Here is a 14614-nt window from a genome sequence, read left to right on the forward strand (position 1 = left end):
TTCGCATGTCACGCCTCCTTTCCGGTGCTCGTACGGCGTCCCGTCGGCTGCGTCACCCGGTCCAGCATCAGGCCCAGGCAGACGATCGCGGCGCCCGCGACGAGGCCGGTGGCCAGGTCGCCCTGCGCGAGGCCGAACACCACGTCGTAGCCGAGCGCGCCACCGCCGACCAGGCCGCCGATGATGACGACGGCGAGGACCAGGACGACGCCCTGGTTGACGGCGAGCAGCAACGCCGGGCGGGCGAGCGGGAGTTGGACCTGCCGCAGCTGCTGCCACGTGGTCGCGCCCATCGAGCGGGACGCCTCCATCGCGGCCGGGTCCACCTGTCGCAGCCCCTGTGTCGTGATGCGTACGACGGCGGGGAGCGCGTAGACCACGGCCGCCGCGACGGCCGGGGCGCGGCCGACGCCGAAGAGGGCGACGACCGGGATCAGGTACACGAACTGCGGCATCGTCTGGAACACGTCCAGGACGGGGCGGAGCAGCCGTTCGATGCGCTCGCTGCGGGCCGCGCCGATGCCGACCGCGACGCCGAGGACCAGGGTGACCAGGACCGCGGCGATGACCTGCGACAGCGTGTCGAGGGACGGCTTCCACACTCCCAGCACGCCGATCGCGGCCATCGCGAGGACCGCGGTGAGCGCGGTGCGCCAGGTGCCGATCAGCCAGGCGAGCGCGGCGACGATCAGCAGCACCGACCACCAGGGCAGCCAGGTGAGGCCGTCGCGCACCGGGTTGAGGACCCCCGTGGTGAAGTGCGCGGCCCAGTCGGCGGTGCCGCCGATGTACGGGACGCCGGTGTAGAGGTGGTCGGTCATCCAGTCGACCGCTTCGTTGACCGACGTGGAGATGTTCACGACCCAGGAGTCGGGCCAGTCGAGGCGGTCCACGAAGCGGGCCACCAGGGCGACCACCACGGTGCCGAGCGCGACCACGCCCCACTTCCACGGGGCCGGCGCCGTGTCGTGCGAGCCCATCCGCGCCCCGGCCGCGGCCGTGACCCGGTCGAGGACGACGGCGAGCAGCACGATCGGGATGCCGGCCGCGAGCGCGGCGCCGACATCGACGGAGGCGAGCGCCTGGTAGACGCGGTCGCCGAGGCCGCCGGCTCCGATCACGGAGGCGATGACGGCCATGGACAGCGCCATCATGATGGTCTGGTTGAGGCCGAGGAGGAGCTCGTTGCGGGCCAGCGGGAGGCGGGCGGAGAGCAGCCGCTGGCGGGCCGTGGCGCCGAGCGAGGTGACCGCCTCCATCACGCCCGCGTCCGCGGAGCGCAGGCCGAGCGCGGTGAGGCGGGCCATCGGCGGGGCGGCGTAGACGACCGTGGCGAGTACGGCCGCCGGGACGCCCATGCCGAAGACGAGGACGACCGGGAGCAGGTACGCGTACGCCGGGAGCGCCTGCATGGTGTCGAGGACCGGACGCAGTCCCCGGTACATGGTGTCGCTCAGGCCCGCGGCGAGGCCCAGCAGGGCGCCGACGATCACCGAGGCGAGCACGGCGATCACCATGAGCGCGAGCGTCTGCATGGTGGGCACCCACATACCGAGGGCGCCGCATGCGAGGAACGCAATCACGGTGGACGCGGCGAGGCGCCAGCCGGCGACGCGCCAGGCGATGAGCCCGGCGCCCGCCGTCACTCCGGCCCAGCCCGCGGCCAGCAGCACCAGGTAGACGGCGCGTACGGAGATGACCACGGCGTTGCTGATGTAGCCGAAGAAGTACAGGAACAGCGGGTGGCTGTCCCGGTTGTCGATGATCCAGTCCGTGGCGTCGCCGAGGGGTTCGGCGAGGTCCACGGTCAGGGCGTGCGGCCAGGTCCCGTTGTGCCACTTGGCGATGGCCAGCGGAACGAGGATCGCCGCGGCGACAACAAGCAACACGATCTTGCCCAGGGGACGGTTACGCCAGAGGGCCCGCGGCCGCTCCCCCGCACCCTTGGCCGAAACGGCCGTTACGGCGGTAGCCATCAGTCGGTCTCCGTGCCCTCGGTCTTCCGGTCACCCGGGGCGGGGGCCTCCTCATCGGCACCCTCGTCCTTTTCAAGCCCCTGCGGCGATTGAGCAGGCCTTTCAAGCCCCGCCGGCGAATCGGGCTTTTCAAGCCCCTGCGGCGATTGAGCAGCGGGGTCCGGGGCGGAGCCCCGAGGCGTAGGACCGGTGCCGGGCTCAGGACTCACACCCGCCACCACCCCCAGCAGGCGCTCATGGTCGACGACGCCGACACACTCCCCGCCCTCCACCACCCGCACCGCAAACCCGCTGGAAGCCACCGCCTCGATCGCCTCCGAAACCGTCGCCCCCGCCCCGATCGACGGCCCCCGATCCGCCTCGTCCGCATCCGCGGGCCGCATGACCCTGCGTACGGTCATGACCTGCTCGCGCGGCACGTCACGGACGAACTCGCGGACGTAGTCGTCGGCGGGCGCGCCCACGATCTCCTCGGGCGTACCGAGCTGCACCACGCGACCGTCGCGCATCAACGCGATCCGGTCGCCGAGCCGCAGCGCCTCCTGGAGGTCGTGCGTGATGAAGACCATCGTGCGGCCCTCCTCGCGGTGCAGGCGCACGACCTCCTCCTGCATGTCCCGCCGGATCAACGGGTCGAGCGCGCTGAACGGTTCGTCGAAAAGAAGAACCTCCGGGTCGACGGCCAACGCCCTCGCCAGCCCGACACGCTGCTGCTGACCACCGGACAACTGCCCCGGACGCCGCGCCTCCAGCCCCTCCAGGCCCACCTTCGCGACGACCTCCATCGCCTTCGCGCGGCGCTCCGCACGCCCCATGCCCTGGATCTCCAGGCCGTACGCGACGTTGTCGAGGACCGTGCGGTGCGGGAGGAGCCCGAAGTGCTGGAAGACCATCGCCGCCGCGCGGTGCCGACGCAGTTCGCGCAGGCGGGACTTGTCCATGCCGCGGACGTCCTCGCCGTCGATCTCCAGCTGTCCCGACGTCGGCTCGATGAGCCGGGTCAGGCAGCGTACGAGGGTCGACTTGCCGGAGCCGGACAGGCCCATGACAACGAAGACCTCGCCCCGCTTCACGTCGAACGACACATCGCGCACGGCGGCCGTGCAGCCGGTCTTCGCCCGCAGCTCGGCGGCGCTCAGGTCCGCAAGCTCGGTCTGCTCCGGCACGCGGTCGGCCTTCGGTCCGAAGACCTTCCACAGATTACGTACGGCGAACACGGTCTCGGACCCGGAATCGGTCCGCTCACCGGCATCCACAGGAGACACAGTCGTACTCATCACGCATCACCACCCAGGAGTTCGGCGCATTTCTCCCCGACCATGAGCACCCCGATCATCGGGTTCACCGCGGGCATCGTCGGGAAGACGGACGCGTCGGCGATACGAATGGATTGCAGCCCGCGGACCTTCAACTGGGGGTCTACCACGGCGAGTTCATCGCCCGCAGCACCGATGCGGCAAGTTCCCGCGGGGTGGTAGACGGTGTGCGCGACCTTGCGCGCGTACTCGCTGAGCGCCTCGTCGTCCGTGACGTCGGGACCGGGGCAGACCTCGCGCTTGAGCCAGCCGGCCAGCGGCTCGGTCCTGGCGACCTCGCGGGCGATCTTGATGCCGTCGACGAGGGTCCTGCCGTCGTAGTCGTCCTCGTCCGTGAAGTAACGGAAGTCGAGGGCGGGCTTGACCTCGGGGTCCGCACTGGTCAGGTAGACGCGGCCGCGGCTCTTCGGCTTGGGGATGTTCGGCGTCATGGACACCCCGTGCTCCGGCTGCTCGTAGCCGAGGCGCTCCGGGTTGTCCGTGAACGGGATTTGGTAGAAGTGGAACATCAGGTCAGGACCGGAAGCGGCCGGGTCGCGCTGGATGAACAGGCCCGCGTCGGAGTCCATCGCGCTGTTCTCGGGGATCGGCCCGTTCGTCTCCCAGACGATGACCGACTCCGGGTGGTCGAGCAGGTTCTCGCCCACGCCCGGCAGATCGTGCAGGACCGGGATGCCGAGGGCCTCCAGGTCCGCCTTCGGGCCGATACCGGAGTGCATCAGCAGGCGCGGTGTGTCGACGGCGCCTGCGCACACGAGGACCTCGGTGCGCGCGGAGATGAGCTTCTCCACACCATCCTTGCCTCGCACGCGCACGCCGCGCGCCCGCAGCCCCTCGTCCGAGGCGTCGAACTCCAGCTTGTACGCCCAAGTCTCAAGGAGGAGCGTCAGGTTGGGGCGGTCGCCCGCCTCCATGTGCGGGTGCAGGTACGCCACGGACGCGCTGGAGCGCTTGTTGTTCTCGGGGTGGTACGAGAGGTCGAAGAAGCCGACGCCGTCCTTGAACGGGCCCTTGTTGAAGCCCTCGACGCGCGGCACACCGGTCGCCGCCTGAGCGGCCTCGACGAAGTCGCTCGCGATCGCGTTCCGGTCCTTCGCGTCGACCGGGACGATGTTGTTGCGCAGCTTGGCGAAGTACGGGTCCATCGCCTTGTGGTCCCAACCCTCGGCGCCCGCCGCCGCCCACTCGTCCCAGTCGCCGGGCAGCGGCTTGAACGAGATGAGCGTGTTGTGCGACGAGCAGCCGCCCAGCACCTTGGCGCGGCTGTGCAGGATGTGCGAGTTGCCGCGCGGCTGCTCGGTGGTGGTGTAGCCGTAGTCCAGGTCGCCGCCGAGCAGGCCGAGCCAGCGGCGCAGCGTCAGCACGTCGTCGCGGTCGATGTCGCTGGGGCCACCCTCGATGACGGCGACGGTGACATCCAGGTTCTCGGTGAGCCGTGAGGCAATCACCGACCCCGCGGTGCCACCACCGACGATGACGTAGTCGTAGGTGCTTTCAGACATTGCTCTGCTCAACTCCAAGTAATCCGGCTGCCTTTGCAGCCCGCTGGCAATTCCGGCCCAGCGGAAATTCCAGCCCCGCCGGCGTTTGAGGCGCGGGGTCCGGGGCAGAGCCCCGAGTCGTTCAGGAACGGGTGGGCGAGGTCAGCCCGCGAACCACCGGACGGGCTTGGGCGCCAGGTTCTGGTACACGTGCTTGCTCTCCCGGTACTCGGCGAGCCCGGCGGGGCCCAACTCGCGCCCCACACCGCTCTTCCCGAACCCGCCCCACTCGGCCTGCGGCAGGTAGGGGTGGAAGTCGTTGATCCAGACGGTGCCGTGGCGCAGGAGGCGGGCCATCCGGCGGGCCCGGCCCGCGTCGGTGGTCCACACGCCGCCCGCGAGGCCGTACTCGGTGTCGTTGGCGAGCGCCACGGCCTCGTCCTCGGTGCGGAACGTCTCGACGGTGAGGATCGGACCGAAGGTCTCCTCACGGATGACGCGCATCTCGCGGTGGCACTGGTCGAGGACGGTCGGCTCGTAGAAGTAGCCGGTGGCGGGCCGCGCCTCGGACGCCTCGGGGCGCTTGCCGCCGCAGCGCAGCACGGCACCCTCGGCGAGCGCGGAGGCGACGTAGTCCTCGGTCTTGGCGCGCTGCGGCTCGCTGACGAGCGGGCCGCACTCGACACCTTCCTCGGTGCCGCGGCCGAGGCGGATCTTCTCGGCGCGGCGGGTGAGTTCGGCGACGAAGCGCTCGCGTACGGACTCCTCGATGATGAGCCGGGAGCCGGCGGAGCAGACCTGGCCGCTGTGGATGAACGCGGCGTTGAGCGCCTGGTCGACGGCGGTGTCGAAGTCCTCGTCCGCCTCGCACGCGTCGGCGAAGACGACGTTCGGGTTCTTGCCGCCGAGTTCGAGGGCGACCTTCTTGACGGAGACGGCCGCGGCCTGCGCGACCTTGGTGCCGCTGATCAGGCCGCCGGTGAAGGAGACGAGGTCGACGTCGGGGTGGTCGGCGAACCGGGCGCCGACGGTGGCGCCGGGTCCCGTCACGATGTTGGCGACGCCCTGCGGCAACCCGGCCTCGACCAGCAGCTCGACAAGGACGACCGTCGTCAGCGGCGTGATCTCGCTCGGCTTGATGACGAAGGTGTTGCCCGCGGCGAGCGCCGGGGCGATCTTCCAACTCGCTTGCAGGAGCGGGTAGTTCCACGGCGTGATCATGGAGCAGACGCCGACGGGCTCGTGCACGACGACGCTGTGGATGTCGTCGGACCCGGCGTCGACGACGCGGCCCGCGCCCTCGCCGATGACGAGGTCGGCGAAGTAGCGGAAGGCGTCGGCGACGCAGTCGACGTCGACGCGGCCCTCCTCGACGGTCTTGCCCGCGTCCCGGCTCTCCAGGAGGCCGATCTTCTCGCGGTCCCGGACGAGCAGGTCGGCGACGCGACGCAGCAGGGCCGCGCGCTCGGCGACGGGCGTCGTCGGCCACGGGCCCTCGTCGAAGGCCTTGCGGGCGGCGGCGATCGCGGCGTCCGCGTCCTCGGTACCGCCCTCGGCGATCACGGCGAACGGCTTGGCATCCGCAGGGTCGAGGATCTCGCGCGTGGCCCCTGCTGCGGCCCCGCGCCACTCTCCGTCGACATGGATGGTGTTCTGTACTGACACGACCTGCTTCGCCTTCCGTTCCGGGAATGTCCCCCGAGCACCGCAAACGCCCTTTCGGCGCTCTCTCCGGTGACGTCGGAAGCCCCTGCCCCGGCGCATGGCAAGCATGCCCCCACAGCGACGAAAGTGCGCTGTGTCACGACACCGCGCGGGAGCGGGCGGCGACGCTGCGTGAGAGCGGGCGGCGGCGCCGTGTGAGAGGGGTGCCTGCCGCCCGCGTCCGCTCACTCCTGTGCGAACCGCGACAGCGCGGTGGCGAGCCGGTCCCGCTGCCCGGGCCACTCGGACTCCGGGGCCGCGACGAGCACCGCGTACTGCGTGCCGTCCTGCGCGGTGAACGAGAAGTCGACCACCTTTCTGCGCGCGCCCAGCTTCTCGCTGTCGTACGCGTAGACGAGTTCGGCCGCGTCGTCGGTGACCTCTTCCGAGGCTCCTTCGGGAGCCGATGTCTCCTCCAGTGAGACCTCCTCGTACCCGTCCTTCGCCAGTCTGGCCTCGAGATCCCCGGCCGCGACCCGGAGCGATTCGAGCGGTGTGGTGTCGGGCTCCGTGATGGTGAAGACCTGGATGAGCGAGGACTCGTCGGGGGACGTGTAGAACACGCCCTGCTTGCTCTCGCTGCGGTCCCAGCCCTCGGGCACGGCGAGCGCGAAGCCCGCCGCGTCCGCCACCTGCCGGTAGCCGGCGGGGAGCTCGTCGTCCGACGAACCGGTGGGTGTGGGTGTGGGAGTCGGAGTGGGCTCCGGGCCGGAGCTGGTGGGCGCCGCGGACGTCCCGGTCGGCTTCGGATCCGGTCCGGGCTCCTCCCCGCGGCCGAGCAGCACCACCGTCGTCGCGACGGCGGCGCCGAGCACGGCCGCGCCCACCAGCACGAGGGCGAAGCGCCGGGTGCGGCCGGGCGCCGGCGCGGGCGGGCCCGGCATCTCGGGTCCCGGCCAGGGCTCCGGGGGTGCGTACTCCGGCCGGGGCGGGGGCGGCGACGACACCGCGCCGGGGCCCGAGCCCGCCTCCTCCCAGCGCTGGGTCTCCTCGTTCCAGTGGCGTCCGCTCATCTCAGGTTCCCCAGCATCGCGGCCACCGTGCCGGCCGACGAGAGCAGCGAGACGACCGCCTGCGAGTCGCCGAGCAGCGCGCGCAGCCGCTCGATCCGGCTCGCCGGGGCGCGCCCGGTGCGGGTGATCTCACCCTCCGTCTCGGCGAGCTCGGCGTCGAGGGTGCGCAGCTGTCCGTCCTCGTCCCGGAGCCGCGGCAGGTCCGCGCGGAGCGCACGCACCGCCTCGAGCAGCTCCCGCATCACCTCGTCGTCCTGCGGTGCGCTGTTCGTGTGGCTCTCCGCGTGGGCGTGGCTGCCGATGGCGAAGGTGCTGCCGTGGACGTCACCGATGGAGACCGAGGGCTCGTCATTCGCCGCCATGGTCGTCGGTTCCCTTCTCTTTCTGGGTGGCGCCGTCAGCCGCTCCCGACGTCGCGCGGGCGTGCGAACCGACGGCGAAGGTGGAGTCCTCGACCCGGTCGATGTTCACGCCGCCACTGCTGATGTTCACGATCTTCTGGACGAACTCGCCCGTCTGGTAGCCGGATTCGGCGAGCGCGTGGAGCACTCCGTTGGCGATGCGGTCCTGGATCGACTTGAGGTAGCGCTCGACGTCCATCTGCTGGAACTGCGAGCCGGGGCCCTCCGAGCCGAGCTCACGCACCGACACGGCGGGGCCGTCCGGCAGCGCGCTCCCGTGCCCGCCGGTGAGCACCTGCCAGCCGTACCCGACCCAGCGGCCGATGGTGACGAGGGAGCGCACCGGAGAGCCGGCCACCCGCGCGAAGGCCCAGGCGGCCTTGCCGAGCGGGTTGTTGTGGCGGAACTGGTGGGCGGTGCGGTCCGCGTTCTGGAACGGCTCCCGCACCGGGGCGAGGACGTGCGGCGCGATCTCCAGCATCAGCATCCGGCCCTGGGTGTGGACGCGGACGAAGACCGTGACGACCAGCTCCTCCTCCCAGCCGCCGACCCGGATCCGCAGGAAGTGCCGGCGCTTCTCCGCGCCTTCCTCGACGGACCGCGCCCGGTGCTCCTCGTAGGCCTCCGGCTGGTAGGGGGCGTCCTCCCGGTGCGTGAGGCCCTCGGCGGGCAGGAAGACGCACTCGTCGATCTCCAGCCGGCGCAGCCGGTCGCGCACGGTGGTGCCCGCGAACTCGGCGGGCAGCCGCAGCTGTTCGAGCAGCGGGCGGATCTGCTCCAGGATCTTCCGGTTGTTGAGCGGCTGCTGCTTCTTCATCCCGTCGGGCCGCAGCTCTACGGCGAGGGTCCAGGTGTCGACCGGTGCGCCCGCCCCGCAGAACGGCCGGACCGCGTGGTACATGATCAGCGGTGCGTGCTGCTCGACCCTGATCCGCCGCTTCACCCGCTGGAAGCGGGTCCCCTCGGCGCTCTCCGCCGGGTCGGCCGTCGCGTCCCCGAACCGCGCCTCGGACAGCTCGGCGCCGAGTGCGCGGGCGAACTGGCTGCGCTGGGCGCCCACGCACGCGGCGATCAGAGCGAGCAGGAGCAGCGTGAGCCAGCCGTTCAGGGTGTCGTCGGAGCCGGCGCCCTGGGGAATCATCCAGCTCAGGAAGTCGGGCAGGATGTCGTACAGGGCCGAGCGGGTCTCGTAGGAGGCGCTGTCGTACTGGTCCTCGCCACCGCCCAGGACCATGGACACGGTGGTGAGCAGCAGCATCGCCAGCAGGAGCCGCCCCCACCAGCGCACGTACCAGGCGACCACCCGGCGGTAGACCGGCGGCCGCTCGCCGGGCCCGCGGATCCAGACGCCGAGCGCGAGCAGCGCGGAGGGCAGCAGGAACACGAGGATCCAGTAGCCGGTCAGCGGCAGGCCCACCACCCACAGGCCGAGCACGGCCCAGGACCAGGCCACTTCGATGCGTCGGGCGCGTAACGCGTGCGCGAGGACGCGGGCCGCGTCGAAGCCGAGCGAGGGGGCCACGATGCGCTGCTCGTACAGATGCAGCTGTTCGATGACCCGGTCCCGGTAGCCCTGGTCGAGATAGGCGCCGGCGCAGAGCAGCCGGGTGGCCTCGCTGGCGTGCGGCGGTTTCGCGGGCGGGGGCGGCCCCACCGCCCCGACGTCGGCCTCGGACGGCGACTGCTGCGGTACATAGGCGGTGCTCACACGACTCCCCCGATGCCATCGATGATGACTGTTCGAACTGCCCGTTCTCGTGCGGCAGTTGATGAAGGAGAAGCATAGGACGTCACAGTGACAAGCAGAACTGGATACTCCGCGTGATGTGCGTCGGGTGTGTGAGGGTGCCACGGAAAAGCGGCCGCCCCTCGGACATCAGGATGTCCGAGGGGCGGCCGCCGTGAGCGTACGGATCAGATGAGGCCCAGGCCGCGCACGGCCTCGCGCTCGTCCACCAGCTCCTGCACGGACGCGTCGATGCGCGTACGCGAGAACTCGTTGATCTCCAGGCCCTGGACGATCTCGTACTTGCCGTCCTTCGTGGTGACGGGGAAGGACGAGATGATGCCCTCCGGCACACCGTACGAGCCGTCCGACGGGATGCCCATGGAGGTCCAGTTGCCCTCGGCCGTGCCGTTGACCCACGTGTGGACGTGGTCGATCGCGGCGTTGGCGGCGGAGGCGGCGGAGGACGCGCCACGGGCCTCGATGATCGCGGCACCGCGCTTGGCGACGGTCGGAATGAAGTCCTCGGCCAGCCACTTCTCGTCGTTGCCGATGGCCTCGATGGCGGGCTTGCCCGCGACCGTGGCCTGGAAGATGTCCGGGTACTGGGTCGCCGAGTGGTTGCCCCAGATCGTCAGGCGCTGGATGTCGGCGACCGTGGCGCCCGACTTCTTCGCGAGCTGGGTCAGCGCGCGGTTGTGGTCGAGGCGGGTCATCGCGGTGAAGCGCTCGGCCGGTACGTCCGGGGCGGCGGCCTGGGCGATCAGCGCATTGGTGTTCGCCGGGTTGCCGACGACGAGGATCTTGACGTCGTCCGCGGCGTTGTCGTTGATGGCCTTGCCCTGCGGCTTGAAGATGCCGCCGTTGGCCTCGAGGAGGTCGCCGCGCTCCATGCCCTTCGTACGCGGGCGGGCGCCGACGAGGAGACCGACGTTGGTGCCGTCGAAGGCGACGTTCGGGTCGTCGGTGATCTCGATGCCCTGAAGCAGCGGGAAGGCGCAGTCGTCGAGCTCCATGGCGGTACCCTCGGCGGCCTTGAGCGCCGGGGTGATCTCCAGGAGACGCAGCTTGACCGGCACGTCCGCGCCGAGCAGCTGGCCGGAGGCGATGCGGAAGAGCAGTGCGTAGCCGATCTGGCCGGCGGCGCCGGTGACGGTGACGTTCACGGGAGTGCGGGTCATGGCGTTCTCCGTAGGACAGCAGGTCATTTGATCGATCTCTTGGTATCAAGAGATCCGTTCGTCAGGCTACCGCGCCCCGCCCGCACGGGAACCACAGGTCCCTGTGGATCGCCCCACAGCCCCTCCCGTGCCCTGGTACGAACACGCGAACGGCCGCCGAGCCCGGGAGAGAAAGGCTCAGGCGGCCGCCGTGGGGGTGCTACTGCGCGATCCCGTGGGGTACTGGTCCGCCTTCCCCGAAGCGGCTCACCCATGCACGGCTACTTGGTGCAGCCCTTCTGCCCATTCGCGAGCGTCGCGCACGCCTTGACGTCGGAGGCCGCGTCCACGGCCATCATCGGCGTGTACGCGTCCGTGTCCGCGGCGCTGACCGTGCCCTTCTTCGAGGACGCGGCGCCCTTCTGCAACTGGACGGCGTCACCGGGGGCCGCGCCCTGGATCCGGGCCCAGGCCGCCTTGCACGTCTTGCTGTAGCGGACCTGGACGGTGACGGTGCCGACCACGGCGTCGGTGGAGTTCAGCGCGTGTTCGCCGCCGCAGTTCATGGCTTCCGGGTCCTTGCCGCCGCAGCCCGCGCCCACGCACTTGACGCCGTCGGGCAGCTGGGGCGCGCTCGCGCTCGGCGAGGGCGACTTGCCTGCCTCGGCTCCGTCGTCCCCGGTCCCCCTGACCACGAAGAAGCCGACGGCGATGATCAGGGCGGCGCCCAGCGCCCCGGCCCCGAACATCACCAGCCGGCGCCGGCCGCCCCCGCCGCCACCCGGCACCGCGCCCCGCGGCGGCTCCTGCGGCGGTTCCTGCGGCGACAGCACGGGGGCCGGTCCGAACTGGTCCACGCTCGGCGCCGACGCCTGGGGCGGCACGGTCGGGCGCTGCGCCCCGCCGGGCCCCGCCGGCTTGGCGGGCTTGGCCTGTCTGGTCTGCTTGGCCGGTTTGGTCTGCGTGGCCTGCCCCGGCCCCCCGAACTCGCCCAGCGCGGCCCGCGCCTGGGATATCCGGATGGCCTCCATGGTCATGTCGTGGCGCATCTCGGAACGGCTCCACGCGCGCTCCGCGAGCTCCCACATCGTCGTCAGGTGAACGGGGTTGGTGCCGGTCACCTCGGCGAGCGCGACGATGGCGCCCTTGGGCGCGAGCAGCCGCCCGTTCAGGTACCGCTCCCACGACGTCTTGCTGTACCCGGTACGGTCCGCGAGCGCGGCGATCCCCAGGCCGCTGCGGTCCACAAGTCGGCGCAGCTGCCCGGCGAACTCCCTGACCTGTGGATCGAGTTCATCCGGAAGCGCCTTCCAACGAGGCATATCGCCCTTCCCCCTTATTCCCCCCGCGAGCCCTGTTCCCCCGCGCCGCGCGTCGCGCTTCGGCCCCCAGTGGCTACCCATTGGGATGCGGGAAACCAGGATGTCAGTTCCCGGTCCGGGGGCGTATGGGGTCATTCGACAGCGTGCACCGGGCCCTGCGTGCGGAAAACCCCGAGAACGTGCCGGAGATCACCACAAAAGGAGGCGGGGCCTCCAATGTGGAGGCCCCGCCTGTCACTTGGGGTCGTCAGCGGCTCACGGACGGCTCATCGACGGCCCGTTCGACGGTTCAGCGCACCGTGAAGTGCAGCGTGTCCTGAAGGAACGGAAGCTTCAGCCACGGTTCGGGCTGCGCCATCAGCGCCAGCAGCACGATGACGATGCCGAGGCCCGCGCACGTGACCATGTCGGTGAAGCGCGAGCGCACGGCCAGCATCCCGACGTCCGGCAGCAGCCGGCGCAGCACGGCGCCGCCGAGCAGCGCGACACCCACCAGGATCGTGCCGACGCGGAACAGACCGAAGGCGGTCAGCAGCAGCCCGAGCGCGGTCACCGAGAGAACGGCGATGATCGGCCACTGGCGGGCGGGCGCGGGCGCGTCCCCGCCGGCGGCCCGGCCGCCGCCCTCCGGGCGCGCGGTGTCACGCGTGAAGAGCGGGAAGCGCCGGCTGCCGGACTTCTTCGGGTCCTGGGAGGCGCCTTCGGACGCGGCACCTTCGCCGACACCCATGGCCGCGCTCCCGGCCGCTTCAGCCGACACCGTTCGCGTCCCGTTCGGCGGCCTCGACCACGTTCACGAGGAGCTGGGCACGGGTCATCGGGCCGACCCCGCCCGGGTTCGGCGAGATCCAGCCCGCGATCTCGGTGACGCCGGGGTGCACATCGCCGACGATCTTGCCGTTCTCGTCGCGCGAGACGCCGACGTCGAGCACGGCGGCTCCGGGCTTCACGTCCTCCGGCTTCACCAGGTGCGGCACGCCCGCGGCGGCCACGATGATGTCGGCCCGCTTGAGGTGCGCGGACAGGTCACGGGTGCCGGTGTGGCACTGCGTCACCGTGGCGTTCTCGGACTTGCGGGTGAGCAGCAGTGGCATCGGCCGGCCGATGGTCACGCCACGGCCGACGACGACGACCTCCGCGCCCTTGATCTCCACACCGTGCTTGCGGAGCAGCGTGATGATGCCGTACGGGGTGCAGGGCAGCGGCGCCGGCTCGTTGAGGACGAGGCGGCCGAGGTTCATCGGGTGCAGGCCGTCGGCGTCCTTGTCCGGGTCCATCAGTTCGAGGACGCGGTTCTCGTCGATGCCCTTGGGCAGCGGCAGCTGGACGATGTAGCCGGTGCAGGCCGGGTCCTCGTTGAGCTCGCGGACGACGGCCTCGATCTCCTCCTGCGTGGCCGTCGCGGGCAGCGTGCGCTGGATCGACGCGATGCCGACCTGCGCGCAGTCCCGGTGCTTTCCGGCGACGTACTTCTGGCTTCCGGGGTCCTCCCCTACGAGGATCGTGCCGAGCCCCGGCGTGACCCCCCTCTCCTTCAGCGCCGCCACGCGGGCGGTCAGATCGGACTTGATCGCGGCTGCGGTGGCCTTGCCATCGAGAATCTGGGCGGTCATGCCGCCATTGTTCCAGGGCGGCCGCGGTTCACCCAAGTTGCACTTGCACAACAGCCTGCGGACCGACTGGACAGGCGTCACGTCATTGAGAACGATGAGACCCGCAGTACCGCGGGAAGCGTCGGGGGAGCAGACCGCACCAAAGGCACCTTCGCCCGTCTTCCTCCGTACAAGACCCGTCGTCCCCGACGTTCAACGGAGGAAGCGAGAACCATGAGTTACGGCGAGCCGAACAACCCCTACGGCCAGCAGCAGGGCAACCCGTACGGCCAGCAGGCCCCCCAGGGCGTGCCCCCGCAGCAGGGTTACGGATATCCCCAGCAGCCGGGCCAGGGCGGGTATCCCGCCTATCCGCCGCAGCCCGGCCAGCCGTACGGCGGCGGCCCTGTCATGACCACCATGCCGGGCACGGTGAGCACCGCCCGCGTGCTGTTGTGGGTCATCGTCGGCCTGCAGATCATCGGTGTGGCGCTGTTCGCCATCGCCGCCGCGAGCGTCAGCGCCGCCAAGAACGACGCGCAGCTCAAGGAGGACGCCGCCTTCCAGCAGCTCGCCGACTACTCGTCCGGCATGTTGTGGGGCCTGACCGTGTTCGCCGTGCTCTGGGCGGCCTTCGCCGTCGTCCTCGCGGTGAAGTTCAACACGGGCGGCAATGGCCTGCGCGTCGCGGCGATGATCTTCGGCATCATCACGGCGATCATGGGCCTCTACCCGTTCCTCGTCGTGGGCCTGGTCCACACGGTGCTCGCCGTCCTCATCGCCGTCTTCGTCGGCAACGCGAACGGTTCGGCCTGGTTCAACCGCGCCCGGCACTGACCGTTCCGAGTAGCCCTTCGGCCCTGACCCGGCTCGCACGCCTGGTCAGGGCCGACTCGTACACCCGCACATCCGCCTTCAGAGGA

Annotated in this window: 12 protein-coding genes; 1 reads left to right on the forward strand and 11 read right to left on the reverse strand. The window is 70.9% G+C overall.

The window, feature by feature from the left end; all coding sequences use genetic code 11:
* Nucleotides 1-8 precede the first annotated feature (8 nt).
* The 11 genes from ACWD2L_RS15140 to ACWD2L_RS15190 form a co-directional block, all read right to left on the reverse strand.
* Nucleotides 9-1976 carry an ABC transporter permease gene (locus ACWD2L_RS15140; RefSeq protein ID WP_351344977.1) on the reverse strand — a complete coding sequence of 656 codons (1968 nt, stop codon included), beginning with the start codon at nt 1974-1976 and terminating at the stop codon, nt 9-11.
* The gene (locus tag ACWD2L_RS15145) at nt 1976-3253 is read right to left on the reverse strand and encodes a quaternary amine ABC transporter ATP-binding protein (RefSeq protein ID WP_451189757.1); all 1278 of its coding nucleotides are present in this window, start codon (nt 3251-3253) and stop codon (nt 1976-1978) included. The genes ACWD2L_RS15140 and ACWD2L_RS15145 overlap by 1 nt, the downstream gene beginning before the upstream one ends.
* On the reverse strand, nt 3253-4794 hold the full coding sequence (locus ACWD2L_RS15150) for a GMC family oxidoreductase (protein ID WP_351344972.1): 1542 nt from the start codon (nt 4792-4794) through the stop codon (nt 3253-3255). Before ACWD2L_RS15150 ends, ACWD2L_RS15145 begins: the two co-directional genes overlap by 1 nt.
* 141 nt (nt 4795-4935) lie before the next feature.
* Entirely contained in the window at nt 4936-6438 is a 1503-nt protein-coding gene (locus ACWD2L_RS15155; RefSeq protein ID WP_351344969.1) for an aldehyde dehydrogenase family protein, read from the reverse strand.
* A gap of 224 nt (nt 6439-6662) precedes the next feature.
* Nucleotides 6663-7490 (reverse strand): hypothetical protein, encoded by an 828-nt coding sequence (locus ACWD2L_RS15160; protein ID WP_351344966.1) that lies wholly within the window; start codon nt 7488-7490, stop codon nt 6663-6665.
* Entirely contained in the window at nt 7487-7852 is a 366-nt protein-coding gene (locus tag ACWD2L_RS15165) for a hypothetical protein (protein ID WP_351344963.1), read from the reverse strand. The genes ACWD2L_RS15160 and ACWD2L_RS15165 overlap by 4 nt, the downstream gene beginning before the upstream one ends.
* On the reverse strand, nt 7839-9599 hold the full coding sequence (locus ACWD2L_RS15170) for a hypothetical protein (RefSeq protein ID WP_351344960.1): 1761 nt from the start codon (nt 9597-9599) through the stop codon (nt 7839-7841). The genes ACWD2L_RS15165 and ACWD2L_RS15170 overlap by 14 nt, the downstream gene beginning before the upstream one ends.
* Nucleotides 9600-9805: 206 nt before the next feature.
* Nucleotides 9806-10798, reverse strand: coding sequence for a malate dehydrogenase (locus ACWD2L_RS15175; RefSeq protein ID WP_267069475.1), 993 nt, complete (start codon nt 10796-10798; stop codon nt 9806-9808).
* Between the two features lie 260 nt (nt 10799-11058).
* Complete coding sequence (locus ACWD2L_RS15180) at nt 11059-12099, reverse strand: helix-turn-helix domain-containing protein (RefSeq protein ID WP_351345393.1); 1041 nt, start codon at nt 12097-12099, stop codon at nt 11059-11061.
* Nucleotides 12100-12388: 289 nt separating this feature from the next.
* Nucleotides 12389-12829 (reverse strand): DUF3017 domain-containing protein, encoded by a 441-nt coding sequence (locus ACWD2L_RS15185; RefSeq protein ID WP_351345396.1) that lies wholly within the window; start codon nt 12827-12829, stop codon nt 12389-12391.
* Nucleotides 12830-12848: 19 nt separating this feature from the next.
* Entirely contained in the window at nt 12849-13712 is an 864-nt protein-coding gene (locus ACWD2L_RS15190; protein WP_351345399.1) for a bifunctional methylenetetrahydrofolate dehydrogenase/methenyltetrahydrofolate cyclohydrolase, read from the reverse strand.
* A gap of 213 nt (nt 13713-13925) precedes the next feature.
* On the opposite strand from ACWD2L_RS15190, the gene ACWD2L_RS15195 reads away from it, so the two are divergent.
* The gene (locus ACWD2L_RS15195; protein WP_351345402.1) at nt 13926-14528 is read left to right on the forward strand and encodes a DUF3824 domain-containing protein; all 603 of its coding nucleotides are present in this window, start codon (nt 13926-13928) and stop codon (nt 14526-14528) included.
* The last annotated feature ends 86 nt before the right edge of the window (nt 14529-14614 follow it).

This window comes from Streptomyces sp. NPDC002754, assembly GCF_053592315.1.

Bases quoted from the DNA above. Each gene is read 5' to 3' on its own strand.
- ACWD2L_RS15140 (WP_351344977.1), bottom strand. From the start codon at position 1,976: ATGGCTACCGCCGTAACGGCCGTTTCGGCCAAGGGTGCGGGGGAGCGG.
- ACWD2L_RS15145 (WP_451189757.1), bottom strand. From the start codon at position 3,253: ATGAGTACGACTGTGTCTCCTGTGGATGCCGGTGAGCGGACCGATTCC.
- ACWD2L_RS15150 (WP_351344972.1), bottom strand. From the start codon at position 4,794: ATGTCTGAAAGCACCTACGACTACGTCATCGTCGGTGGTGGCACCGCG.
- ACWD2L_RS15160 (WP_351344966.1), bottom strand. From the start codon at position 7,490: ATGAGCGGACGCCACTGGAACGAGGAGACCCAGCGCTGGGAGGAGGCG.
- ACWD2L_RS15165 (WP_351344963.1), bottom strand. From the start codon at position 7,852: ATGGCGGCGAATGACGAGCCCTCGGTCTCCATCGGTGACGTCCACGGC.
- ACWD2L_RS15175 (WP_267069475.1), bottom strand. From the start codon at position 10,798: ATGACCCGCACTCCCGTGAACGTCACCGTCACCGGCGCCGCCGGCCAG.
- ACWD2L_RS15180 (WP_351345393.1), bottom strand. From the start codon at position 12,099: ATGCCTCGTTGGAAGGCGCTTCCGGATGAACTCGATCCACAGGTCAGG.
- ACWD2L_RS15185 (WP_351345396.1), bottom strand. From the start codon at position 12,829: ATGGGTGTCGGCGAAGGTGCCGCGTCCGAAGGCGCCTCCCAGGACCCG.
- ACWD2L_RS15190 (WP_351345399.1), bottom strand. From the start codon at position 13,712: ATGACCGCCCAGATTCTCGATGGCAAGGCCACCGCAGCCGCGATCAAG.
- ACWD2L_RS15195 (WP_351345402.1), top strand. From the start codon at position 13,926: ATGAGTTACGGCGAGCCGAACAACCCCTACGGCCAGCAGCAGGGCAAC.